Raw genomic sequence first — 26,514 nt, 5'->3', positions numbered from 1 at the left:
AAATTTTATGATCAGGTTCTCAGGTCAACCGTTGCACTGACCGACATTCCAGGTTTTATCAGCTCAATATGCGGACTTGAATCCAGGGCAATCCGTACAGGAATACGTTGTACAACCTTGTTAAAATTGCCTGTGGCATTATCTGGCGGCATCAAGGAAAACGTTGCACCGGATGCCGGAGAAAAGCTTTCAATCTTGCCGGTATAGGTCAGGCTTGGATAAGCATCAACCTTTAGCTTGACCTGCTGGCCAATATGCATTTTTTCGATCTGGGTTTCTTTAAAGTTTGCCTGCACATATAAGCTGTTTTCAGGAATAATGGCCATCAGGCGCGTTTGCGGAGAGACCCGTGAGCCCTGCTGGATTGCCAGGCTGCCGACCTTTCCCGTTACCGGGCTAAGTACCCTGGACGAGGCCAGATCGATCTGGTAGAGATCCAGACTGGCATTGGCATTTTGAATATCTGCCAGAATCTGGGCTCTACTTGCCTGTAAGCTGCCTAACTGGGCTTCAGCTGCATTTACGGCAGCTTGCGCCTTGCTCAATTGTGCCTGGGCAGTCAGATACTGGGACTGGACAGTTTCAAAGTTCTGGCGGGTAATCACACCATCTTTTAACAGGTCCTGATAGCGCTCAAAGTCTTTTTTCAAGCGTGACAGGTCAGCCTGTGCTGCAATAACACCACTGTTTGCTTCACTGATAGACGACTTGGCTGACTTCTCATTTTGTTGCTGTACTGCAAGAGCGGCCTGTTTTAAGGTAACCACAGAACGTGCCTGCTCATAGCGTGCCTGATAGTCACGATGGTCCAGTATAGCCAGAGGATCCCCTTTTTTGACCCACTGGTTATCCCGGATTGCCAGTTCAACCACTTCACCTGCGATTTTGGGCATAACCCAGGTTACATCAGCCTGAACATAAGCATTATCGGTAGACTGATAATAACGATATACAAAGAAATAATATATGATGCCAGTGATTAAAAATAATAACAGTACACTAAAAACAGCCCATGTTACTTTTTTTCGACTTTGGAAATTAGTATCAGTTTCTAGCTGAGCTACGTTATCCATATTCATTCCAATTATTTGTAATATTCAATTTCTTATTTCTCCAATACGTCAATGGAGACTTTTTACGTAACTTTTCATCTATTTTTTATTCAATAAAACGTTACGGGGTAAAAATTGGGGCAAATTATCATTCTTAAGCCAAATAAATAACATTGACTTTTTAGACAGCTTTTCTTTCTATTTCTGTCAGTAGACAGGATATTATAAAAACTATATTTAAAAATTATGTAATTTTGGACCTGGCCTCATTTATCAAGCTTCGCCTATTCTTAAAAAGTTATCTATAATATTGTTAAACCTATATATATTATTTTTAATTTTTTTACCAGAAATTTCACACTTTAACTTCTTAGGCCATTTTGTTTGGTTGTTTTATAGGCATCAATAGCTTTCGATAACAGAAGTGATATAACGTTATAGAAATGTAAAAAATAGATTAAATCATTTTATATTGATTTTTAAAAAGAAGGATAAATCAAATTCAGGTTTAGATGATGAATTTATAATATAAACTTAAATAAATCATTTAAAATATATAAATAATTAGAATAATTAAAGCAGGCATAGTGAATTGTTATTTGAACTATATACTTTTGAGATATGGTTCAAATTATGATGATTTTCTGCCAAAAATATCAATATTTTCTTGTAGACCTCAATATATAAATTTTTTTAATAATATCTTCATAAAATACTGTTGGACTCTTCTAAACTGCTTACGGGTACAAGCCCATCATATAGCCAGAGCGCTGTTTTTAGTGCCTGCTTTACTTTATATTTGCAATGCCTGTTTAAGCGCTTGTGCTGACCATGCCCTGGGGGAGTTTTCTGCCTGTTTGACCAGTTGAACCAGTTTGGTATTGACTGGCGCTTCCAGATTGAGTTGTTGTGCTAAACGCACGACCTCACCATTGATCCAGTCAATTTCAGTACTTCGCCCTGCGATAAGATCATCTGCCATAGAAGAACGTGCCAATGGATCAATGGTTAACATGTTCTTGCTGACCCGATTAAAAATGAAATCTGGCAATCTTAATACCGCTGGAAGCATCTGTGCTGGCAAGGCCGTCAGTTGTGCGGGCTTAATTCCTGCAATTTTAAGCAGTTTGAGAGCCTCCATTTGTGCCATTGCCAGACATTGACGATATTCACGGATCGAGAGCTGGTGCTTTAAAGGGCGTTGTGACAAGGCATTCACTGAATTATTCAGATTAAGAATTAACTTGGCCCATTGTATTGCCTGCATATCAGATGACGGTTTGAGTTCCAGTCCGGCAGTTTTAAATGCGTTTATCAATTGATGCATTGACATGTGCTGCTGGATATATAAAGCCCCTGCTGTACCTTGATGAAATACGCCATTACCCAAAGCCGCGACATTAAAAGGTACCATGCCCGCCAGCACGGTTTGATCTGGCAAAAGTTGTTTTAAAATCTCCGTATTTGCCAAACCGTTTTGAAAACTGATAATCAAGGTCTTGTTTGTTAAAACAGTATTTAACTCATGGGCAACCTGCGCTGTGGCGGCCGACTTGACACAGACAAAAACAAGATCTGCTTGTGCTGCAACTTGTGGATCATCGCTCAATTGCAGCTGGTTTGCCGCAATCGTATGTTGAACCCCCAAATAATCCGAAATGGTCAGACCGTATTGTTGTAACTGCTGACGAATATAGGGACGTACAATAAACTCGATCTTGCAACCTGCGGCTGCCAGTCTGCCTCCCAGATAACAACCAATATTTCCAGCACCATAAATACATATTTTCATTGAATATCCTGTTCAGTTCACATCCTTGTGAGTGACTTTAACCTGAAGCAGTGATGAAAATTGTCATTGAGTTGACAATTGAGACCTCTAGGTAGGTTTAAATAAAAAAAGCCCGACAGTAGATGTCAGGCTTTCTTTTTGATCTCAAGCAATTAACGTAACTCTGGATCGGCCAGTAAAGTTGTTGCTGCCAATTTACCCAGATTATTGGAAGCCAGTGGACTATCACCTGTTAATAGTTTCCGGTCTTGATGCACCTGACCGGTAATTCCTGTATTCAGGATTTTAACACCAAGCTTTTGCAGATTTTCACCGACCAGCCACGGCAGTTGCCCTGGCATATAACCGATGTCAATATTTGCGCCTTTATCTAATGCATCCGGGAAAACACACAGCTGATAGTCTTTGAAAATATAGTCTTGCGGATTTTCATCAACCGCTGCGGCCAGTAATGCTGCTGGTCCATGACACAAGGTAATCACATATTTATCGTTGGCAAGCGCCCACTTTAAGAGCTGTTTGACTTCGGTACTGTGTGGAATCTTCGCCAGTACGCCATGTCCACCCGGTATAAAGATGCCCGCATAAGGTGAGTCGGTACTTAAGGCTTGCTCGAGTACATCGGCGAGTTTTAGCGGGGCCTTGAGCTGTTTTTCATATTTCTTGTAAGTCTCTAAAACAACTGGTTCTTCACGTGGCATCGCCCACATTTCCAGTTTGGCCGGATTGCCTGACAGTGTTGCCACATCAAAGGCAAAACCGGCATTATCCAGATGGAACATAGGTAGCAACATTTCTACAGGATGGTTGCCGGTAGAAAAGAATTTTTCGTTTTGCATCAAGATATAACGTTCGTCTGTTGCGATCATTAAAATCTTTTTATTACCTTGGTACGGCTGTGGGTAGGTGGTACCATCATAGTCCGTCTTGGCCGAGGTATATTGGCTCAATGAATACGGCGACGGGAAAAAAGCATTGTCTTCTGCGGTGTCTGGTGTTGGTTGACGGTCATCAGTATTTGTTGTCATTTCAGGTTTCCTCATTGCATCGTTTTATTTATAAGCATATTGCGTGAGCCGCCTGCCATACTCAAGGACTGAGTACGAACAGGCATGGAATGAACATAATCAGGCAAATTATGACTTGACTTCGAGTACCACCTTGCCAGTATGCTGACTGCTTTCCAGACATTGGTGCGCCTGTGCGACATCCTCAAAAGCAAAGGTTTTATAGATGATTGGCTTGCATTGACCTGCTTCAATCAAAGGCCAGACAAACTGTTCAAGCTCCTGGGTGATCTTGGCCTTTTCTTCATTGGTTCTGGCACGCATGGTTGAGCCAGTGACCACTGCACGTTTGAGCATTAATTCCTGTATATCAAAGCCATCAACTTTACGCCCGCCCATAAAGCCAATAATCACCAGCCGGCCATCACGCTTTAACAATCTCAGGTTTTGATTAAAGTAAGCTGCACCGATAATATCCAGAATCACATCGACGCCCTGTCCATCTGTCTGCGCCAGAACTTCTTTTTCAAAATCCTGGGTTTTGTAGTTGATGACCTGTGACACAGAAGCTAATTTTTCAGCCTTTTCATCACTTCCAACGGTAGAGAAGTTTTTAATACCCATGGCATGACACAGGCTGATTGCCGTAGAACCAATACCGCTGGCGCCACCATGAATCAGCACGGTTTCTCCTTTTTTTAATTGACCAATCTGGAACAGGTTCGCCCACACGGTGAAATAAGTTTCAGGAATCGCCGCGGCCTCAACAAAACTCAGATTTTCTGGAATCTTCAAGGCTTGATTCGCCGGTACGGCACAATATTCAGCGTAGCCACCGCCGTTGGTGAGTGCACAGACTTTATCACCCACTTTAAAATGTGTTACTTCAGCCCCCACCTGCGCCACAACACCGGCCACTTCCAGCCCGGGAATAGGCGTGACGCCTTTTGGCATCGGGTATAGTCCTTGACGCTGTAAAATATCCGGTCGGTTAATGCCGGCTGCGTAGACTTCAATCAGGATTTCACTGGCTGCAATTTCTGGTCGTGCACCCTGAACAAGCTGTAATACTTCAGGACCGCCAGCTTGGGTAATTTCGATATATTTCATTTGTGCTACGCTATTCTGATTCATCTGATCATGACTCCGTTTCAGTATTGATTTCTGCATGTTTCGGTGGAAAGCCAAACTGCTTTTTAAATTCGCGGCTAAATTGAGAAGAGCTCTGATATCCAACAGCATAAGCTGCCTGCGCCACACTTTGGTCTGCGTTTTGCAACAATTGTTTTGCCTTATGCAACCGGACGACTTTTAAATATTGCAACGGCGAATGCTGGGTCACCTGCTTAAAGGCTTTATGAAATGCAGAGCTACTCATATTGGCATGTTCTGCCAGCATTTCGACAGTGAGCTTTTCGGTGAAATGATGCTGGATATATTCACAGATTTTATAAATCGGTCTGAGATTGCCTTGTGCCACCAAGCCTTTTAAGGCATCTGCCCCGGCATGCTGTATTACCCGGTAAAGCAATTCACGTTTAATCTGTTCGCCTAAAACCAGTACATCCTGTTCCGAGGTCAATGTTTCTAATAAACGCTTGAGCACAGCAGCAATATTTTGATCATATTGGATCACGCTCATACCTGTGGTCAGTGGCTTGAACCGGTAATTTTCAAAATAGGTTTTTGCCAGCAATTCATTGACCTTATCTGCTTCCAGTTTCATGCTGATTGCAATCATTGGCATTTCCGGGCTGGCGATGGTGTCACAGTCAAAAGGCATTGACACCGAGACAATCAGGCATTCACCTTGCTGAAAAGCATAGGTTTCTGTGCCGATATAACCGCGCTTTTGGCCTTGCAATACAAAAACCAGTGTTGGTTCCTGCAATACCGCAATGGGTGGTGTATTGTGGTCAACACGCATCAGTACGATGCCATCCATGGCTGTGGCAAAAAAGCCCTCTTTTTGTACCAGTTTTAAAAATAAGTTGATCAGGTTTTGGTCATTCATCATGTATCATCTGATGATTGGAAATGTGATTTTTATTATTAAATAGCAAATAGATAAAAGCTGTTAGTTTTATGCAGAATTAGGCATGCAATAAAGAGTTTTATCAGGCTGGGGAGTGGGTTGGAAGGCTAATAAAACTGACTTGAGTCGAGCATCTGCAAGGTAATCTTTTTTACTTCATCACGGCTTTGCCTGATATGTGCTTCAATTGCCTTGATCGCCTGCTCGGTTTGTCTCTCAAAGATAAAACCCAAGATTTTTTGATGTTCCTGATAAGTCGCTTCAACCCGGTAATCTTTGGAAAAATCCAGACGGCGGATAATCCGGATCCGTTCACTCAAATCACGATGAATCCTTGCCATTTCATTATTGCCCGAGGCACGGACCAAAGCACAATGAAAATCCTCATCTTGTTGAGAAAGCTGTTTAATATCTTTTAAATACTCAGAAGGTTGTATCAACCACAGTGCTTTTAATACCGATAACTCAACTGAATGATGGTGATCCATCTGACAGAGTTTGCGGATCGAATCCTTTTCCAAAACAATCCGCACATCATACAGTTCTTCATAATAACGAAAATTGAGCGGCCGAATCTGCCAACCGCTCCGAAAGCTCACATCGACATAGCCCTCTTGTTGCAGGCGATACAAGGCATGCCGGATGGGGGTACGACTGACCTCATAGGCTTTGGCAACTTCGGACTCGGTGAAGCGTTCACCGGGCATCAACCTGAAATCAAAGATATCATTCTTGATGCGCTGGTAAACCAGCTCAGACAGACTGTCTGAGCTTTTTGTTGTTATTTTGGTTTGTTTCATTCAACCCTATTCCATATATACTAATGGCTCACCACTGTGTACGGTTTGTCCGGCCCTGCAAATAATGGCTTTGACGATGCCATCTTCCTCAGCATAAACCGGCAGCTCCATTTTCATGGCTTCAATAATCGCAACAGTTTCTCCTTTTTTAATCTCTTGCCCATGTTCAACAAAAATTTTCCAGATATTGCCAGTCATCGAGGCATTTAAAGCAGAAAGATGGCTGTAGTCGGCCTGACAGGCTTGTTCTACCTGCTGTTCAGGTTGTCCAGCAAACTCTTCTTTCCAGCGGCTCACTTCAGTGCTAAAGGCCTGTTGCTGTTTTTCTTTAAACGCGGCGATACTTTCCGCTTCATCCTGCAAGAACTGTACATATTTGGCATAGTCAAACTCGGTTTCCTCAATCCGGATCTGGGCTCGGCCATTTTCAAAATCTGCACGCCATTGATTGAGTTCAGCTTCAGTGACAGGGAAATATTTAATCTGGTCAAAGAATTGCAAGAACCATTGTTTATCACCAAATTGCTTGTTCTTTTTAAACTTGTTCCAGATCGGCAGCGTCCGCCCAATTAACTGATAACCCCCTGGTGAGTCCATGCCATAAATACACATGTACATGCCACCAATACCGACCGTGCCTTCTGCGGTAAAGGTTCGTGCAGGGTTGTACTTGGAGCTGAGTAAACGGTGACGTGGGTCAATCGGTACCGCACAAGGTGCTGTCAGGTAAACATCGCCTAAGCCTAATACTAAATAATGGGCATCAAAAACAATATTTTTTACTTCATCACGATGTGCCAGTCCGTTAATACGCTGGATAAAATCCACATTATTGGGCAACCACGGCGCTTTGGCACAGACACTTTCCTGATAGCGTTCCACTGCACCTAATGTGGTACTATCTTCAAATGCCATTGGTAAATGCACAATACGCGACGGGATTTTCAGTTGGCTTAAATCCCCCATTTGTTCTTCAAGTTTAAGCAATTGTTGAATCAGCTCAGCTTGAGCAATCACCAGACCATCGTATTTGATCTGTAGTGAACGTACACCGGGTGACAGTTCCAGAACACCTGCCAGATTGGCATTGCGAATCATTTGAATCAACTGGTGCACACGTAAACGTAACGCCAAATCCAAAACATTTTCGCCATATTCGAGCAAGATATAGCTATCTCCTGCTTGGCGATACACGGCTTTTGGCGTTAAACCGGTGGCTTCACGTTGAGCCAGAATCGTCGTAATGACGTCTTCAACCGGATCAATCGTCTCAATAGCCTTGGCCGCTTTGGCAAAGTTCTGGATATTGTCAATTTGCTGACGTTCTAGCTCGTTGGCCTGCTCGACTGTAATCGGATAAAAACGGATTTTATCATCGGCTTTGAGTTGGCCCACTTTCCACAGTTCCGCTTTGGCAATGGTCACCGGACACACGAAGCCGCCCAAACTTGGGCCATCTTTTGCCAAAATCACAGGGAAATCGCCAGTAAAGTTAATGGCACCAATTGCATATTCACAATCATGTACGTTGGACGGATGTAGGCCTGCTTCACCGCCATTCTCTCTGGCCCAGCTTGGTGTCGGCCCTGAAAGTCTGACGCCTAAACGGTTCGAGTTAAAGTGAACCGTCCATTCAGAGGCAAAAAACTCTGCGATGTATTCAGGTTTAAAGAAATCAGGCGCGCCGTGTGGCCCATACAGCACTGCAATTTCCCATTCATTACCATATTCAGGAATGAGATTCTTGGATAAGGCTTGAGCTTCATCAGTCGCAAGCGGCAATTCAGCACTGGCCAGTTCTGCATCAACCATTTTGATCATGTCACCCACCCGTAAAGTGCGTCCGGCATGACCACCAAAATTGCCCAAGGCAAAGGTGGAACGGCTGCCCAAATATAGGGGGACATCCAGCCCATTACGTACCGCCATGTAGGTACGGCAACCCGATGCCACCTGTCCTATTTTTAAAGTCTGGCCTGCTTTGACCTTAATCGGTTGCCAGAATTCAATCTGTTGATCATCCAGCACAGCCGTACAGTTTGCCCCTGTGAGTGCAATGATGGTATCGGCATGGAACTTTAAGCTTGGCCCCACCAGAGTAAACTCAAACCCCGCTGCTTTGGCATCATTACCCACAATACGGTTGGCAAGCCGGAAGGCATAATCATCCATAGGGCCAGATGGCGGCACGCCGATATCCCAATAGCCTGTACGTCCCGGATAGTCTTGAATTGAGCTCAATGTACCCGCTTGTACCACTTCAATAACTTTGGGTGAATAATCAAAATCATCCAGCATGCGGGTCCAGATTTGCATGGATTCAAAACGTTGGTCAGAGATAATGGCACGGGCATAATCCAGATTGGTGCTGATGCCATTTAAACGGGTTTCAGCCAGAACTGTTTTTAATTTTTCGATTGCAGCAGCACGGTCTTCAGCATGCACAATAATTTTGGCAATCATTGGATCGAAATACTGCGAAATTTCAGTCCCTGTCTTGACCCAGGTATCGACACGGATACCGTCTGGAAATGACACTTCGGTGAGCACACCCGGGCTTGGCTGGAAATTTTTAACAGGATCTTCGGCATAGATCCGAACTTCAATCGCAGCACCTTGTGGCTGGATATTGCGGAGATAGTCCCAATCCAACGCATCACCTGCTGCGACTTTGAGCATACACTCGATCAGGTCGAGACCTGTCACCATTTCCGTTACCGGATGCTCGACCTGTAAACGGGTATTTACTTCAAGGAAATAAAATTCATCCCGCTTGGCATCGTATATAAACTCAACCGTTCCTGCACTGCGGTAATTGACAGAACGTCCCAGCTCAATCGCAGCCTGATGTAATCTTTTACGCGTTGCTTCAGGTAAATTAGCCGCCGGAGTTTCTTCAATGACTTTCTGGTTACGGCGTTGCAATGAACAATCACGCTCACCAAAGGCCACCACCTGCCCCTGACCATCGCCAAAAATCTGTACTTCGACATGACGTGCCTGATCAATAAAGCATTCAATAAACACACCAGCATCTTTAAAAAACTGCTCACCCAGACGTTTTACGCTTTCATAGGCTTCAGTTAATGCTTGCGGGGAGTCACAACGGGTCAGGCCAATCCCGCCACCACCTGCAGTGCTTTTAAGCATGATGGGATAGCCGATACGATCTGCTGCAGACAATGCTTCTTCCAGGCTATCAAGCAGTCCTGTGCCCGGTGTCATTGGAACATTTGCCGCTGCAGCCAGTTCACGTGCGCGATGTTTTAGGCCAAACTCCAGAATCTGTTCTGCGGTTGGGCCCATAAAGGCAATGTTGTTTTGTTCACATGCACGCGCAAACTCGGCACTTTCGGACAAAAAACCATAACCCGGAAAAATCGCTTCTGCCCCGGTTTGTTGAGCCGCTTGAATCAATTTTTCGATACTTAAATAAGTATCGGCAGGCTTTAAACCATTTAAAGCAATGGCTATGTCGGCATCCTCTACATGTTGTGCATAACGGTCGCTGTCTGAATAAACTGCGACACTGGTCATACCAAGTTTTTTCAGGGTGCGAATTGCCCGGACAGCAATTTCACCACGGTTCGCAATCAGTACGGTTTTAAACATGATGATTTCCCCTAAAAATTAAATGGCTGTATGGGCGAGTTGCTGATCTGCTTGACTGTTCCGATGCTGGATATAGGCTCTCCAGCCGCCAAAATGGCTGATATTCTCGGCATCGCCTAAGCCATAGGGTTCACAAATAAAGCCTTTCACCCAACGGCCATCTTCCAGTTCGACATTGCCCATGCCCAATGGCGTTGGAATTTCTGCCACAAACTCACCGAAGCGTACTGCAGGTATATCCCAAAGCTCGACAATGATGCTTTGCCCATCTTGCTGGCGAGCTAATCCCGGTTTGGGGGGAACGGTGCCATTCAAGGCATACAGTGCATAATTCTGAGAAGTTTTGGTGGTTTCGACATGAACCGCATCACGTGTGGTGAGCTGGAAATTGAGTGGCATGCCGGTTAGATGCGCCCCGACAACCGCTACCCGAATATGATGAGGAGACAGTAAAGTTGCTGTATTTGCAGACAAAGGCTTATCTAAAGCACCGAGTTTCAGTGCCAGATAGTTCTGCCAGGCTTTGCCGAAATGCACTAGCGCTGCGTCATGCCAGGCAGGTGCAATCAAGGTAATACCAAAGGGTAAGTTGTCTGCTCTAAAGCCTGCCGGTAATGCCAAGGCACTTAAATCGGCAAGGTTGGTGAAATTGGTATAAGTCCCGAAATGCGCGTTATATTCAATCGGGTGCTGTTGCATTTGTTCAATGCGATAAATCGTCGGTGCAGTTGGTACGATCAAGGCATCAAAATCAGCCAGCTTGGTTTGTATTTTTCGGCTTAAGTCCTGCTTTAAATATTCAGCATTGTAGGCATCCACCGCAGTATATTTTTCACCTTGTTGAATGATTTCTAAAACCGTCGGATCAATATCTACGGCATTGTTTTTCAGCAGATCAGCAACAGCCGCCGTGCGCTCCGCAACCCAGGGGCCTTGATAAAGTTGGGCTGCCAGTTGCTCAAAAGCAGAAAAATCAATCGGGGTGATTTCTGCATTTAAACTTTCCAGTAATTGCAGGGTTTTGTGGAAGGCGTTTTCTGACTGTACATCACCATAAAAATTCAAATGAGCTGGAATGGCAAATTTCAGTTTACTGGAGAAACGTGCAGGGACATTTTTTGGATGCGGACGTGAATAGCTATCCAATGCATCATAGGCTTCTAGTTGATCGGCTACCCGTTCAGCATCTGTAACCGTCAATGCAAAAATAGAAATACAGTCAATGCTTTTAACCGCAGGTAACAGGCCTCGATTGGAAAAACGGCCTTTGGTTGGCTTTAAACCGACAATGTTATTAAAGGCAGCTGGCACACGTCCTGAACCAGCGGTATCGGTGCCCAGTGAAAATGGCACCCAACCTCTTGCCACCACACTGGCCGAACCGGAACTTGAACCGCCACACACATACTCTGGTTTGAAGGTGTTGGGTACGGCGCCAAAGGGTGAGCGTGTGCCAACCAGACCTGTGGCAAACTGGTCCAGGTTGGTCTTGCCAATCACGATTGCACCGGCTTGCTTGAGTAAACGAACGCTTTCGGCATCTTGCGTCGCAACCGTATTGAGCGCCTTACAGGCAGCGGTCGTAACAAAGCCTGCAACATCAATATTGTCTTTAACAGCAAATGGCACACCATATAGGGGGAATTGTTTATGTAGATTGTCCGCATCCTGAGTCCGTTGCTGTAACGACCGGATTTGTTGTTCCAGTACTTCTGGGCTAGCAACAGAAATCCAGGCAACATCATCAGGGTCAATTGCGCTTACCAGTTCTTTTAAAATATCCAGCTGAATTTCTTTTTTAAGATATGCGGCTTGCCATTCAGAAATAGTCCAGCCCAAAGTTTCTAGTTGATGCATTTTTATGAATCCCATCTTGTATACAAGTTTGAATTGATAAATGCAGAAACTGTGCCAAAATTATTTTAATTTTATAAATCAATAGCTTGATTGATTTTGGATGAAAAATAAGAGATTTATATCAAGAAAATGTATCTTAAAAAAATCAGATACTCAGGCAAATGCGCTATAACTCAGCACATTCAGTCAAAATCAGCTAAAAACTGGAACAGATTTGGCGCACTTCTTTTGTATAGTGCTTATGGATAAAAATTATTGTTTATTCTTCATGGTTTTATAAAAAAATTTGATGATGCATGACACATCATCAAATTGCATCATTTGAGGTTCTAGAAATGAATCACGGTACGGATCGATTTACCTTCATGCATTAAATCAAAGGCATCATTAATATTTTCAAGTGGCATGGTATGCGTTACAAATGGTGCCAACTCAATCTCACCTTTCATTGCATCTTCAACCATTTTAGGTAATTGGCTACGCCCTTTTACTCCGCCAAAAGCCGTTCCCATCCATTTACGGCCTGTGACCAGCTGGAATGGTCGCGTTGAGATTTCCTGCCCTGCACCGGCCACGCCAATAATCACAGACTGTCCCCAGCCACGATGAGCGCACTCCAGTGCAGAACGCATCACATTGGTATTGCCAATACATTCAAAGGAATGATCAACTCCCCAACCGGTCATTTCCACAATCACTTGCTGAATCGGTTGCTCATAATCTTTTGGGTTAAGGAAATCAGTTGCACCGAACTGTTTTGCCAATTCAAATTTGTCCGGGTTGGTATCCACCACAATAATACGCCCGGCTTTGGCCTGACGTGCGCCCTGTACTACTGCCAGCCCAATTCCCCCTAAACCAAACACGGCGACGCTATCGCCTTCCTGTACTTTGGCCGTGTTGTGGACTGCACCAATACCCGTGGTGACACCACACCCCAGCAAACAGACCTGTTCATGATTGGCTTGCGGATTAATTTTTGCCAGAGACACTTCGGCTACCACCGTATATTCACTAAAGGTCGAGCAACCCATATAGTGATAAATGGGCTGACCATTATAAGAGAAACGGGTTGTACCATCTGGCATCACACCTTTTCCTTGGGTGGCGCGTACAGCCACACATAAGTTGGTCTTTCCGGATTTACAGAACAGGCATTCCTTGCACTCAGCCGTATAAAGCGGAATGACATGATCGCCAACGGCAACGCTGGTCACCCCTTCACCGACCTGAACCACAACCCCTGCACCTTCATGGCCTAAAACCGCCGGAAATACCCCTTCAGGATCATCACCGGATAAAGTAAAGGCATCGGTATGGCACACTCCCGTATGGGTAATCTTGATGAGAACCTCTCCGGCTCTTGGCGGCTCAACATCAAGCTCTACGATTTGTAATGGTTCACCAGCGGCAAAAGCAACGGCTGCGCGAGATTTCATACCTTCATCCTTTCTAGTCGATGTAATGTTTTATGTTTGTAACAGTTAACTGATTTTATGCTGATATTCAGCATCTTCAAGTAGATGTGATGCTATCTTTACATAAGTAGACAACATTTCACGATAAAAATGATAAAGAATTTATATCACTTTAAACGGGTGACACTTGTTATCGTATTGGGGATTGGTGGCTGTGCTTTACCACCCAATGAAAATCATGATCGGAGTAATTCCTTGCAAACTACTAAAACAAAGTGGATGAATGACCCACAGGCCGATCTAAATATTGAAAACGGTTTAACCGCTTTTTTGGCTTTGGATGATGCATTTTTAAGTATTGCCTCGCGCATTCACTTGATCAGAAATGCCAAACATCAGCTTGATTTACAATATTATATCTGGAATGACGATGCCATAGGCAACATGATGTTGCACGAGCTGCTGAATGCAGCAGATCGCGGCGTTAAAGTCCGTCTATTGATTGATGACCAGAATGGCATAAAACTGGACAAGACCTTAAAAGCCCTGGCCCAGCATCCAAATTTTGAAATCCGGATTTTCAATCCTTATAAATTCAGGCATCTCCGCTTTCTTGACTATCTGTTCCGGTTAAAACAGATTAACCATCGCATGCATAACAAGCTTACACTTGCAGATCATTCAATCGCCGTCACCGGTGGGCGCAATATCAGCAGTGAGTATTTTGATGCCGGTGAACAATTCCAGTTTAGTGACATGGACATTTTATTCTATGGCAAGGCGGTAGAACGGGCCGAAGATGTTTTTGATGAGTTCTGGAATCATCCGCTAAGCTACTCTACTGAACAGTTGTTGGGTCATGCAACGGTTCAGCAGCTCGAGAACCTGAGACACGTTTTTAACAAGCTGGATCAGGTCAATACACCAACCGAAGATAAACTTGAAGCAGCACAGGATTACTTAAAGCTACGTCTACAGAACTATCCAATCCAGTGGGCTAAAGCACATTTTGTGGCTGATCATCCCGATAAGGCACGCGGACAGGCAAAAGAACCACAGTTACTGTACTCGCAGGTCCTTAAAATTATGGGTAAACCTGAGCAGCATATGGAACTGGTCTCGGCCTATTTTGTACCGACTGCGCGTGGCACAGCTTATCTGAATCAACTGTCCCAAAATGGTATCAAGGTGCGGGTACTAACCAATAGTCTGGTGGCCAATGATGTGGCTGTGGTTCACTCTTTTTATAGCCAGTATCGTAAGCCCCTCTTACAAAACGGTGTGCAGTTGTATGAGTTTAAGCCAAACATTGAACGTAAAAAACGAACCTGGTATGAAATTGCTACGGGCAGTGTAATTCCGGTCAAAGGTAAAAACCGTTCAAGTTTGCATGCCAAGTTTTTTGATGTGGATGGAAAGGTGTTTATCGGATCATTTAACTTTGATCCGCGTTCTGCCCGTTTAAATACTGAAGTTGGTTTGGTGGTTGAATCTGACCATTTACAAGACCAGATCACCGCGATGCTAGACCAGCATTTATTACAAGTGGCTTATCAGCTTAAACTGGATAAAAACGGCAATATTGTCTGGTATGAACATAAGGAAGGTGGCGAAGTGATTCAGCATCACCATGATCCTGAAAGCACCCGATTCCAGCGGTTTACCATGCACCTGGTTGCTTATTTTCCGGTGGAATGGATGATGTAATTATCAGTCTTAAATAAGGTTACTGTAGTTAAATCCAGCCTTGCGATTGCAAGATAAATTTTAACAAGCTGGTACAGTTGAACAGGTTTTTATGCTTCATAGCTTGAAATTACTATATTATAAGGAATTTACAGATTCACGATGAGGGCGATAACAAGCCAATTTTCTCAAAAAATTGTTGGTATACTTCTGCTTTCTTTTCCAGTGCTAAAGGATAGGCACGCGATGAGGAAGGCAGACGATACAAATTCAGTTCCCGGTCCAGATGTTTTACCTGTACAGATTGACCAATCATGGGTTTGACAGGCTGATCAGGAAAATGCTGCATCAGCGTATCGGTGGCCTTATCACCTGTGGTCATGATGGTATGACACATGGGAATTTGTTCGAGTAGCTTTGATAAATCTGTCGGCGTGACAATTTCTAAAAATTTATCCGATGCATTCCCTTGTAAGCGTTTAATCTGGTATGCCGTATCAAATATTCCTACACCGATATGGGTTAAAAAGTCACGAATCTGTTGTTCTTTAAAATTTTTATTCGGCAAGTCTAAAAAATGATTTTTATCTTGGAAAAAAATCAGACCAAAGATACGCCACATATCGTTTTGATAGTTAGGATAGTAAAAATTCATCTTCCAGCGGCTTTGTGGCGGCGGAAAACTGCCCAGCATTAAAAGCTTGGCATTGGAAGGTAAAAATGGTTGAAGTGGATGAGTTTCTATTTCTATATCAGTCATTTATATCAGATGCCAGATTTTAAATCAAAGTGAATAATGCTGACTATTTTATAGAATTTTCCAGTTTTTTGCTCGGTTCTTTTGTTGGTGAAAATTTCACCTTCACAAAATTTTCACAATATCTTTTATTGGGCTGAGATTTGAGTTAGCCGATCTGACAGTAAAAGAATAGGTGAAAATCTTATTCTAAAGATGAAAAAAATGAATCAAGAAAGCGGTGATGAAAGATTTTTTAAGTGCGGTTCGCATTCAGCAGTACTTATTCATGTTCATGGCAACAGTGGTTACTGCAGCTACAAGACGTTTGACCATAATTGTAAAAGCCCTCCTTAGAGGGCTCATGCGGATTATCATTTACCTTTTATAATTGGTGGTTCAAATAAGATATTAATAAAATTTATCTTTTCTTTCAGTTTTATTAAAATATATGGACCTAAAAAAGAGATAAATAACATTGTTATTGGAAAAAGAATTGATTGATTATTCATTTTAATAAACTTTAAAGACAAAAGTAGAAAAGCTAAGTGAGATAAATAATAAACCATAGAATTAACGCCAAAATGGTTCAAAAAGCTATCCTTTTTATTCAAGAAACAAGAAAAAATTAAGACAAACAACGGAATAGAGAATAAGACAAATGGCAAATAAGCAGGATTTGTTTTATAAAGATTTAAATAAAAATTAAAAAAAGATACAATTAAAAGGCAAATTATTGACAAAATAAAAAAACCTTTTTTCTTTGATTTTTCAGAAATATTAATACCATACAAGCTTAGTTGATCAGCCAGATAAAAGAAGGTGAAATAATAAAAGAAATCTGCAAAACTTACAAAGCCAACATCCATAAACTTAGGTAAATCAATGCATTTAAATATTATACATAATGTAATGGAAATGAATAAAACAAAGAAAGAATTAATTTTTCTAACAGCTCTAATAATTAAGAAAAAAATAAAAAGAGCGTATAGAAACCAAGTTACACCAATTTGACCAAAAAGCATATCCAGTGCCCACTCCGATAATTCTTTTTTATCTAGGGCAAGAAAATTAACAAAATAGTAAATTAGACTCCAAATAAAAAAAGGATAAATTATAAATTTTATTTTTCCAGAAATATAAACATCAAAAGGTTTTTTAACGCCCTTATAGACAATTAGTCCTGATATAAAAAATAGCACCTCCATTCTATAAGGATCAAAAAACCTAATAAAATCAGAAAGTAGGTTATATGTATATTCATTAATATTTATAGGAGTGAAATAAAACCAATGAAATATAACCAACAATACAATAAAAAAACCTCTTAAATTATCTATCCAATGTATTCTAGTTGACACAATTAAACTCACAGTAGAATGTAAAATCGATAAGATTAAACATTAATTTAAAACAAGAAGTATTTATTTTGGAGGTTAAAAAAATACTTTTTACATATTATTTAAATTTAAAGGAAATGGTCACAAAAGTGACCATTGATATAATTTTTACATAGGGCTAGTCTCATATTTATGTATACTGCTGGCATATGAAATTATATTATCTTCATATACAGGATATGGCATATCAGAAAAAGTGTTTTCATGATATTGAATCCACCCCACTCTTTCAGCTAGAGCGCTTTTAAAAGGCTTCCCATTTTCCAGACATTCAAGTGCATATGCGAATGTGTACTTAGGTTCCCAGTTTAGATATTTTCTAGCTCTTGCATTATCATAAACCCTGTCAAATCTTGGAAATAATTTCCATCCCTTTTTTTTATATATTTTTAAGTAATTAGGATGCAACCTCATCATAACGCTTTTAGGGTTTAAATTTAAAATTTTACAATCATCTCGCTGAAATGGTGTTGTACTACTAATAATAAATTTATCAAAATATTCATCGCCTTTATATTCAAAAGCAGCATTTAAATGTGCCTGAACAGCATCCTCTATATCTACTCTCCGGTAGAGTAATTCATTTACTTTAACATTATCTTGATCATAGTTATCTCTAACAAATTTACTATCATCATCTTCATAGAAAAATCTAGAATTTCTCAAGACTATACACTTCATTTTCTTGTCCAGAGAATATAGTCTGCATAGCTCTTCGGCACTGAGTTTTGTTAAGCCATAAATATTTTTGCTCTCAATTTTAGTAGATTCTTCTATCCAGATTGATGGCAAATTTTGATCCGGTGATAAAACACTTCCATAGACACTGGTAGTACTAGAAAATATAAATGATTTAACATTATTATTTTTAGCACTTTCTAGTAAAACACATGTTCCCCAAATATTAGTTTCAATAAAATCCTGAATAGAGTGTGTGGCGACATGTGGTTTATGTAAGCCAGCTGTATGAAAAACTATATCTACACCTTTCATGCAATTGTTGATAAAGGCTTCGTCATTAATTTCACCAACATGAGTGGTTTCGTTAGAAGCTCTTTTATCAACTCCTACTACCTTAAAACCTTTATTTTTACAAACAATAGCTAAAGCCGTTCCTAAGTTACCGCTGCTTCCAGTTATCAACACTTTCATATATTTATTTACCATTATTTAAATATAGTTAAACCTAAAATGGACGAATCCATTTTAGCAATCTTCTATTTCCTACAAATCAACTCAATTATTTTAAATAAATGCTTGTAAAACTCTTTTATTCTAACCAGTCATAATAAAAAACCTGTGCCAACCCATTAAAAAGTAAATTAAATCTAGAAACAAACTATAAAATGCATAATATTTACACTGTTTGTTTTACGTTTCAATTCAATAAATTTATGTATACATACATGTCTGTATACATATTGGTGTATTTTTTTTAACATTTCTTAAGTATTTATATGTTTCAGTTGAAATTTAAAGATATTTTAAGTGAAGACTGCCTCCCCCGGCGGTCTTTTTTTAATTAATAGAACAGCCGTCCTATATTGATCATAAAAATATACAAACCTCTCTGTATACATAAATTAAATAAAAGTTTAACCAAAAAATACAGTGTAAATATTCTATTCAACTAATTATTATTCACGTGATTAAGAATAAATCCCATTATTCTGCTAATCATATAATCACGACTTTAAAATCAATTAATTTGAGGGTTTACTCATGAAAAAAGTACTTTTAACGGTTGCAACTCTACTAGCGGTTTCTACTGGTGCTGTTGCTGCAGAAACTGCATATATTTCTGAAAAATGCGTACGACATCCTTTTTCGTGTCACCGTTAATTTCTTTTTAAGAGATTTTTAAAAAATATGACCACTATTGTGGTCATATTTTTTAGCTTAGATCTTAAAAAAATTAAAATGCATTCACACATATTCCCACCTGAATATTATTGTTGATCGTATGCGCCTACATTCATATATCAGAACAAGAATACAGATGTTGAAAATTAATGAAATTACTGAGCGCCTGCAGTGATGCTGTATTACTTTCCCAATATATTTTTCATCATATTTAACTTTGCCTTGTGTCTGCCACTGGCGATCTCTTCCATACTTAATTTATTTAATAACGTCTCTTTCACGCAATAAAGGTAAAACATTATCTCCAAAGTAAGCGAACTCTTTTTTATAATCAAGAAAAGTCAAAGCACCTCCTGAAAACCCTATGTCATGTAAGGTCTTTAATCCATCAGCTACTTGCTCTGGTGTTCCTACCAAAGGAAATCCCCCAAAAGCCATTGCAACACGTGTTCGGAAATCTTGCAGCGCTTGCTGATCCATAGATTTCGCAAATGGGAAAATAGTATTCATGAGCTGATTCACGGCTTCCTTATCAGCATTCGCTAATTGGCGCTCCCATTCAGCCATTGCCTCCTCTTCTGTAGGTCTGCAGATAATATGCACGTATGTAAGCACTCTAACGTTTTTGTTAAACTTTCTACCTTCATCTTTAAGCTGTTCAATTTCAGCTCTCGAACTATCAAGCTTAGTTGCTACAGCAGTGAATAAGTAATCAGAATTCTTAATTGCAAATTCACGTCCCTCTCTAGAAGTGCCTGCATTAAATAAAGGGGGTAATTTAGTCAAGTGAGGTTTGGAATATATCCCTTTAGCCTTAAAATAAATACCATTCCAATCAAACGGTTCAGGATTTGTCCATGTCTTTTTGAGCAAATCACACCATTCCTGGGCATATTTATATCTAGTATTATGTTCATGAGGATATGTGAGCCCCACAGCTTCATATTCTGGTTTATTGCAGCCAGCAACAATGTTTAATCCCACTCTATCCCCGCCAATTTGAATCATTGTCGCAAGCTGTTTGGCTGCAATAATCGGATTATTCTTTGCAGTGTGTAAAGTCGTAAAAATTTTTATTCTTTCCGTTCTTGCGAGTAAAGCCGCAGTCCAGGCAATAGGTTCCAATACTGAACCTTGAAAGTCCCTTTCCCCACCAAAGCCAATAAATCGGGCCACTGACAGCATAAAATCAATTCCGGCTTGCTCGGCCATTTGAACCAACTCAAGATTCTCCTGCCAAGTTCCCTTCCAACTATCTTCTAATTTGGAAGGAGACATTCCTCCTGAGCAGTTGGAAGCAAAAATACCCAGTATAAAGTGCGTATTCTCATTTAAATTATTCATTACATGTACTCTTCTATTATATCTAACAAGAACTTTTTTATTTGAGATCGCTCAAATTTAAGCATTTTAGATATGATCTTAATGAAATTAAAATAAAGCCCTGTTTAGTTTAAATTTATATTAACTCTACATTCTATTCCAACACGAAAAATTCACACAAAAAAATAACAATGTAAATTGTCTATATTATTCATCATTCAACACGTGATTAATTTAAACCCAGTTAATCACTTTTTCATATTATTTTGAGGACCGCTGCTCGTGTGGTCTTTTTTTATATAAAATAAGCACAAAAATATACAAACCATTCTGTATACATAAAGTACATAAAAGTATATTTAAAAATTACAATGTAAACATAGTCTTTAATTAAATTATTATTCACATGATTAAGAATGAATCCCATTATTCAGCTAATCATATAATTACGACTTTAAAATCAATTAATTTAAGGGTTTACTCATGAAAAAAGTTATTTTAACTGTTGCAACTTTACTTGCGGTTTCTACTGGTGCCATAGCATCTACAACAAATGCTGTGAGCTCTCAATACGATGCGGATACAGATGTTGCTGGAACAATTCCAAAACATTGCATTCCAGTTACTAAATGTAAATAATCCCTGCCGATAATTGAATGCAAATGACCACCCGCTGGTGGTCATTTTTTATATTAAGAACTAAAGTATTTTTACACATATTCCAACATGAATATCGTTATGTATCGTATGCGCTGTACATCCGGTTATAAGCCCGGCGCATGACATTGATAAAATAATTATTTTAAAAATAATTCTCGCTCCGTTTTACGTCTACGAACGAGTCCATTTAAAACTTATCCCTTTGACTTATCCCATACAAGAAACTGATCTGCGGCTCCCCGGTAATTTCCGGCATTAAGCATTTTCAGAAGTGTTGAGGATGCAAAATTTCCTTCACCAATGTTGTATATCAGGCTCACTAGCGCATCGAATTGATTTTGTGTAAGCGGTACAGCCACAGGATCCATTAACTGCTCGCTCGAATCGTTTTAAAACATGCGCAAAGTACGCTTTGGCCTGAGCTTCAGTACATTTATCCCTTTGTTTAACCCGGTTACCGGTCGTATAAACAGTGGTACCAAAACCAATCGTCCAAACGTTTGCCGGGCAAAGGTACGCGGATAACTTTAAGTCTTCAAAACTGGTAATCAAATTGATACCTATATTCAGAGAGACTTTAAAATTGATTATATGAATATTGATCTTAAAAACAGTTCCTCTTAGAGTATTTTCAAATAAACGTGAGTGTGGTCACTGAAAAAATTGGAGAAATAAAATGCTCTACCCGTGTTTATGCTGTGGCTACTTAACCAGAGATGAACCATCTAACGGCTACTATGACATTTGCCCTGTATGCTTCTGGGAAGATGATCCTGTACAAGCAGAAGATCATGATGCCGCTGGCTATGCAAATGTACCATCACTAAACCAAGCCCGTGAAAACTTTAAAAAGTATGGAGCCATGGAGGAACGATTTGTTAAGGATGTGCGAAAGCCGAGGGACGAGGAGATACCAAAGGATTAGAGTGTGTCATTTATAAAAATGGAGATTGTAATGTGCGCAAACCACGCACCAATAGCTCGAAGTCGAGTACAGTTACTAAATCTAATTGAGCCAACTTTCGACTATAAACCGATCTTTAAAATTAGCTTAAAAGTATATCATCACAAAGTCTCCCCATAGAGGAGACTTTCTAAGTATTAATTGACTTAAGGAGTAATTTTCTCCCATCCATCTTTTACAGCAAATTTGGCTTCCTCCCACTGTAAACGTGAACTGCCTTTAACTTGCTCCCATTTAGTTTTCAATGTAGATTCAACCTCGGAAAAATTAATTTCTGCATTATTATGCAGGCGATTTTCATAACCTAATCGATAAGCCGCACGATAATCACGATCATATTCTAGATTCTTGCTTTCAGTATAATATGGCATTTTTTTATAGTTTTCTCGCCAATAATTATCATCTTGCCAGTAATCACTATCATCTTTTTTATTATCTGTTTGGGCAATGTCATTACCTGCTATTGCCCCTACCACACCACCAATAATCCCCCCAACAACAGCACCTGGAGGGCCACCAACAACCCCAAATGCAGCACCTACCGCCGCTCCTCCCAAGGTTCCTGCACCTGTAGCAACCAAATTCTCTCCCCCTTCATTCATATCGGGGACATGATTGTTATTAGTCGGTGGAGAGTTTAAATCTGGACGAGCATTATCAATTGTGGATGAAATGTCTTGTAATGGTTTGCTATTTGATACATTACTATTAGAAGATGGCTCTTTTTGAGTCGTATGATTACTATCTAAATTTGATTGTTTTGTATTTACCATTTTCTTACTCCCTATATTTTAAAATCTAGTGTCTTTCAAAAGAGCTAGAATATTAAAAGAACTTTTGAAATATACTTGACGATTATTAGTGTAATTCACCTTTAAGTTAGATATGTTTCATAACCGTCCCTATTAAGGTTGCATATTATTTCATCTTTTTAAATGTATCTTCAGCCGCTTTTAGGTGTTTCGCAACGGCCTCACGTGTTTGTACAAGCATATTTTTTAATTCAAAACTTTTCGTGTTTGGTATTAACTGCTTATCAATTAACGTCAAAACTTTACGGTGACCTTCAACTTGACTCATCATATAATTTTTATCAGTATCTGATGTTGTTTGATTAAGCTTACTAACAATTTTATCACTATCATTTTGCAATGATTTACTAAGATGACTGGCTTGTGAACTCAACTTTAAACGACTTGCCAACGCTTGTGCATTTTTTTCATTGGCTGAATGTTCATTAATCATCATTTCAGCATATTTCTTACTTTCATCTATTTTTAGCTTTGGCAATGCGGTTTTCGCCTGCTTAATTTCACCATTATTAGCTGTACTTAATATCTTAAAAATTTGACTATCAGTCAAATTTTCATGGTCTTCATTTAAAATTTTAGAGTGATTTTTTTCATCATTTATAGTTTTTTGATTCGCTGCCATACTCTCAAATGCACTAAAACTTAAAACACCACTAATTGCGATACAGCTAATAATTTTCTTCGTTAAAATAGCTTTCATACCAATCTCCTTTAACCTAATTCATGAGAATTTCCACTTATGGGAAGCTTTTTCATATTTCCATTCTATATCCCTACTTGTAAATTCAAGATTGGGGGCATTTGTTCATAATTTTAAACAGCCATACTTATACCACTCGTTGAATATTCTTCGTAAAGGGTTAATAGCTCATTTAAAGTAGATGATATAAATTCAATAAAGAATCCTACATCTGTATCCAATATTATTAATGTAAATCTAAAATATATATAATTTTAAAAAACATAAACTTAAAAACAATTTTTATTTTTTATTTTTACGAAATTAACAATAAAGTTCGTTATATTTACTTATAGATACTAAAGCTTAAATTAAGCATGTCTAAATAAAATTCAAACCAATTCAATATATTAGTGTTTGTATAAAAAATATGCTCATAAAGACTTTAATTCACACACTGCACCCAGACAGTGACATTCACTTTTGTAGATATCGAATGAGCTATACATCCAAAATAGAAGGCACAGCAATGTGATGACGGATACTAGTTTCGATCGTTGGTACATATAATTTAATTCTTTAAAAAGAATGCTCGTTCTGCTTTTCTACGTCGCACAAGGCCTGTCATTACCTCCCCACCGCCCTTATTCCAGCATGGAAACTGATCGGCAGCGCCGAGATAATCACTTTTGTTTAGTTTTTTCAATAAAATAGAATCCTTAAAGGCTTTCTCACCAATGCTCTGGCCACATGGACCAGTATGACTATAGAGCCAGGCACCGAACTGGTATAATCAGCCTTCTAAATCGAATCGTGACCAATCAACTGCCTGCATGATCTGCATCTTTTCAATCCGCAATGTCATTTTGTACCTCTTACCAATTACTCTATCTGTTGTACTGCTAAACCGGATTTCACTTGTTGTGTGCTAAACCGTAAAACCTGAAATCCTAAAATTGCTGCTACGTTGTATTTTTCCATGACACCGATGTAACTGGTTCCTCGGGTATGGCGGCGGTCCTGTGACCAAATCCCCCTTCGACCTCGATCAGGATCTTGGTATGGCTGATCAGAAAATCTGCCCGCCATCTGCGTGTTGGGTGAAATTTGTATTCCTGTTCAAAGCCAATGCCTAAGGCTCTTAAATCTCGCATTAGGATTAATTCTCCTTCGCTTGGTTCTTGCCTCTTAGGTGCAGCTCCAGGTTTGACCTTCCTGTTTGCTTTGGGCTTGATCAGTGATCGATATTCGGTAATGCTTAAGGTGCTGCAAGTTTAAACATGTCTCGTTCACGCAATACAGGTAATAAGGACTTACCTGCTAATCTTTATCGGGATAATGGCGATTCATGGAGATATCGCCATCCTGTTACTGGTAAGTTTCATTCGATGGGACGCGATAAAACTGCAGCAATACGGGCAGCGCGTAAACTTAACTCACTCCTGATCCAGCAAGTAGATCTTGTATCTAATGTCACTGGCAAAACTATTTCCTTCAAAGCGTTTTGCTAGCAGTATCTTGATGAGAAAAGACGTAAAGACGGTCGGCCACTGGCAGATAACAGTAAAAAGTCATATCAGCTCCACTTGAACAGGTTATACAAAATCTGGGGAAATCAGTCTTTAGAATCCATTACTTTGAAAATGGTCAATGATCAGTTAGATGAATTAACACCATCTAATAGAAAGGCTGTACACAGCTTATTTGAGCCAATTTTAAATACAAAGCAGATCTTTATCTTAGCTACGATGCCCCTATCCTTGTCTTGTCACTGAATTAGAAGTTGTTAACCCTATTTTATATGATTGTAATATTGAAGTTGCGTGTTAGGATTTACAGTAATTCTTAATTCATAAAATAAAAAAATGGCCACATCAGTAGCCACTTTTATAGTTTTTAATTAGGCTGTAATTAAAACTATACAAATTACTTGAATATTAATTTAAATCACCAAGGACAACGAACATCCCATGGGTTTTGAGGCCACATAGTACATTCTTGTACTCCAGTTGTAGATGAAGCTTTCGGTACAAAAACCTGAGTTGTAGATGAGGCTTTCGGTACAAAAACCTGAGTTGTAACCTTAGAAACTTCAGATACAGATTTAATTGATGATGAAGTTTCTGCAGCAATTGAACCTGTAGAAATTGCACATAATGCTGTAAGTGTAACTATAAACTTTTTCATATAAAAGCCTTTATAAATTGTTTGGTTTATTTTCAAATTAGCGAATTAGTTCGCTAAATACACACTATAAAATGCGTGAAAATTACAATATTTTTCGTATGTTTCTTTTCCCTATTAATTTATATACAGAACTGTATGTATATGATTGGCTTTATATAAAATCAAATTAAATATCATTTATTTAAAGCTAGATTTAATGTCTATATAAAAAACAAAACTTTACAGTCAAAAGAAAATTTTATAAAAATTAAGAAAGCTTCTGACAAAAAATTTTGAATTTAAAATGATTTGCAATCTATTGATAATTTAACAGTTACCAATTATTAAGAATATTTTTAAACACTTTGCCACTTAGCATCAATACAAATGGTGATATTACTAGCGAAAAAATAAAGGCGATTGGTTAAGCTATAATAAAAGTGCTTAACCAAAGCATGATTAATGAAAATATTCTATACCCACAGAAGAGTGTGATTGAAATGGCGGTGCAAATGAACCTTTAAAGAATGATGAAACTCCGAAGACCTAAAAACAATTTAACAGAAATTTAGGATTGGAACTAACTGAACTCATCAAAATGATAAAGTGGTAATTAGAAGGCTTTTACACACAGGCTCACTTGACATTAATA

Annotated in this window: 20 protein-coding genes and 4 pseudogenes; 5 read left to right on the top strand and 19 right to left on the bottom strand. The window is 39.6% G+C overall.

All coding sequences use genetic code 11. From position 1 onward, the window contains the following. Positions 1–11: 11 nt before the first annotated feature. The 9 genes from OC23_RS07900 to OC23_RS07860 all read right to left on the bottom strand — a co-directional run bounded on the left by OC23_RS07900 (position 12) and on the right by OC23_RS07860 (position 13,594). A complete protein-coding gene (locus OC23_RS07900) occupies positions 12–1,073 on the bottom strand; it encodes an HlyD family secretion protein (RefSeq protein ID WP_038344024.1) in 1,062 nt (353 codons plus the stop codon). A gap of 772 nt (positions 1,074–1,845) precedes the next feature. Then, complete coding sequence (locus tag OC23_RS07895; protein ID WP_038344023.1) at positions 1,846–2,844, bottom strand: 2-dehydropantoate 2-reductase; 999 nt, start codon at positions 2,842–2,844, stop codon at positions 1,846–1,848. A gap of 152 nt (positions 2,845–2,996) precedes the next feature. Beyond that, positions 2,997–3,872, bottom strand: a complete 876-nt coding sequence (gene hchA, locus OC23_RS07890) for a glyoxalase III HchA (RefSeq protein WP_038344022.1) — start codon at positions 3,870–3,872, stop codon at positions 2,997–2,999. 108 nt (positions 3,873–3,980) lie between these two features. After that, positions 3,981–4,985, bottom strand: a complete 1,005-nt coding sequence (locus OC23_RS07885) for an NAD(P)H-quinone oxidoreductase (protein WP_038344020.1) — start codon at positions 4,983–4,985, stop codon at positions 3,981–3,983. A 4-nt stretch (positions 4,986–4,989) separates the two neighbouring features. Next, positions 4,990–5,868 (bottom strand): AraC family transcriptional regulator, encoded by an 879-nt coding sequence (locus tag OC23_RS07880; RefSeq protein ID WP_038344018.1) that lies wholly within the window; start codon positions 5,866–5,868, stop codon positions 4,990–4,992. Positions 5,869–5,993: 125 nt separating this feature from the next. Continuing rightward, complete coding sequence (locus tag OC23_RS07875) at positions 5,994–6,686, bottom strand: GntR family transcriptional regulator (protein ID WP_038344017.1); 693 nt, start codon at positions 6,684–6,686, stop codon at positions 5,994–5,996. Between the two features lie 6 nt (positions 6,687–6,692). Beyond that, positions 6,693–10,298, bottom strand: a complete 3,606-nt coding sequence (gene uca, locus OC23_RS07870) for an urea carboxylase (RefSeq protein ID WP_038344016.1) — start codon at positions 10,296–10,298, stop codon at positions 6,693–6,695. 18 nt (positions 10,299–10,316) lie between these two features. Continuing rightward, positions 10,317–12,155, bottom strand: a complete 1,839-nt coding sequence (atzF, locus tag OC23_RS07865) for an allophanate hydrolase (protein ID WP_038344015.1) — start codon at positions 12,153–12,155, stop codon at positions 10,317–10,319. Between the two features lie 329 nt (positions 12,156–12,484). Next, positions 12,485–13,594: an S-(hydroxymethyl)glutathione dehydrogenase/class III alcohol dehydrogenase gene (locus OC23_RS07860; RefSeq protein ID WP_038344014.1), complete on the bottom strand. Its 1,110-nt coding sequence runs from the start codon at positions 13,592–13,594 to the stop codon at positions 12,485–12,487. 129 nt (positions 13,595–13,723) lie between these two features. Here OC23_RS07860 and OC23_RS07855 point away from each other — a divergent pair, with 129 nt between their 5' ends. Next, the gene (locus OC23_RS07855; protein WP_081407308.1) at positions 13,724–15,280 is read left to right on the top strand and encodes a phospholipase D family protein; all 1,557 of its coding nucleotides are present in this window, start codon (positions 13,724–13,726) and stop codon (positions 15,278–15,280) included. A gap of 136 nt (positions 15,281–15,416) precedes the next feature. Here OC23_RS07855 and OC23_RS07850 read toward each other — a convergent pair whose 3' ends face one another. The 4 genes from OC23_RS07850 to OC23_RS07835 form a co-directional block, all read right to left on the bottom strand. Next, the gene (locus OC23_RS07850) at positions 15,417–16,019 is read right to left on the bottom strand and encodes a uracil-DNA glycosylase family protein (protein ID WP_038344012.1); all 603 of its coding nucleotides are present in this window, start codon (positions 16,017–16,019) and stop codon (positions 15,417–15,419) included. Between the two features lie 350 nt (positions 16,020–16,369). After that, positions 16,370–17,356 (bottom strand): acyltransferase family protein, encoded by a 987-nt coding sequence (locus OC23_RS07845; protein WP_161792268.1) that lies wholly within the window; start codon positions 17,354–17,356, stop codon positions 16,370–16,372. A 147-nt stretch (positions 17,357–17,503) separates the two neighbouring features. Then, complete coding sequence (locus OC23_RS07840) at positions 17,504–18,547, bottom strand: NAD-dependent epimerase/dehydratase family protein (protein ID WP_038344391.1); 1,044 nt, start codon at positions 18,545–18,547, stop codon at positions 17,504–17,506. 969 nt (positions 18,548–19,516) lie between these two features. Continuing rightward, positions 19,517–20,602 carry an LLM class flavin-dependent oxidoreductase gene (locus OC23_RS07835; RefSeq protein WP_038344010.1) on the bottom strand — a complete coding sequence of 362 codons (1,086 nt, stop codon included), beginning with the start codon at positions 20,600–20,602 and terminating at the stop codon, positions 19,517–19,519. A 462-nt stretch (positions 20,603–21,064) separates the two neighbouring features. On the opposite strand from OC23_RS07835, the gene OC23_RS19155 reads away from it, so the two are divergent. Continuing rightward, on the top strand, positions 21,065–21,220 hold the full coding sequence (locus OC23_RS19155) for a hypothetical protein (RefSeq protein ID WP_161792267.1): 156 nt from the start codon (positions 21,065–21,067) through the stop codon (positions 21,218–21,220). A gap of 215 nt (positions 21,221–21,435) precedes the next feature. Here OC23_RS19155 and OC23_RS19435 read toward each other — a convergent pair. After that, positions 21,436–21,808, bottom strand: a pseudogene (locus tag OC23_RS19435) (lysozyme); the annotation flags it as partial. A 109-nt stretch (positions 21,809–21,917) separates the two neighbouring features. Here OC23_RS19435 and OC23_RS07825 point away from each other — a divergent pair. Further along, positions 21,918–22,166 (top strand): CPCC family cysteine-rich protein, encoded by a 249-nt coding sequence (locus OC23_RS07825; RefSeq protein WP_038344009.1) that lies wholly within the window; start codon positions 21,918–21,920, stop codon positions 22,164–22,166. A 30-nt stretch (positions 22,167–22,196) separates the two neighbouring features. Further along, positions 22,197–22,274, top strand: a pseudogene (locus OC23_RS19430) (SOS response-associated peptidase); the annotation flags it as partial. Between the two features lie 77 nt (positions 22,275–22,351). Here the strand turns inward: OC23_RS19430 and OC23_RS07820 are convergent. The 4 genes and pseudogenes from OC23_RS07820 to OC23_RS19285 form a co-directional block, all read right to left on the bottom strand. After that, entirely contained in the window at positions 22,352–22,978 is a 627-nt protein-coding gene (locus tag OC23_RS07820) for a glycine zipper (RefSeq protein ID WP_038344008.1), read from the bottom strand. Positions 22,979–23,123: 145 nt separating this feature from the next. Beyond that, a complete protein-coding gene (locus OC23_RS07815) occupies positions 23,124–23,717 on the bottom strand; it encodes a DUF4142 domain-containing protein (RefSeq protein ID WP_038344007.1) in 594 nt (197 codons plus the stop codon). Between the two features lie 550 nt (positions 23,718–24,267). After that, positions 24,268–24,438, bottom strand: a pseudogene (locus OC23_RS18765) (glycoside hydrolase family protein); the annotation flags it as partial. 140 nt (positions 24,439–24,578) lie between these two features. Next, positions 24,579–24,952 (bottom strand): annotated as a pseudogene (locus tag OC23_RS19285) (DUF559 domain-containing protein). Between the two features lie 24 nt (positions 24,953–24,976). Between OC23_RS19285 and OC23_RS19425 the strand changes: the two are divergent. Next, positions 24,977–25,207 (top strand): phage integrase Arm DNA-binding domain-containing protein, encoded by a 231-nt coding sequence (locus OC23_RS19425; RefSeq protein WP_227505544.1) that lies wholly within the window; start codon positions 24,977–24,979, stop codon positions 25,205–25,207. 436 nt (positions 25,208–25,643) lie between these two features. On the opposite strand, the gene OC23_RS19025 is transcribed toward OC23_RS19425, so the two are convergent. Beyond that, positions 25,644–25,883: a hypothetical protein gene (locus tag OC23_RS19025; RefSeq protein WP_152607813.1), complete on the bottom strand. Its 240-nt coding sequence runs from the start codon at positions 25,881–25,883 to the stop codon at positions 25,644–25,646. Positions 25,884–26,514: the final 631 nt, after the last annotated feature.

The sequence above is a fragment of the Acinetobacter sp. A47 genome (assembly GCF_000805455.1).
Lineage (GTDB): Bacteria > Pseudomonadota > Gammaproteobacteria > Pseudomonadales > Moraxellaceae > Acinetobacter.
The sequence above is the reverse complement of the archived record's forward strand: the minus strand, read 5'-3'. Positions and strand labels throughout refer to the sequence as shown.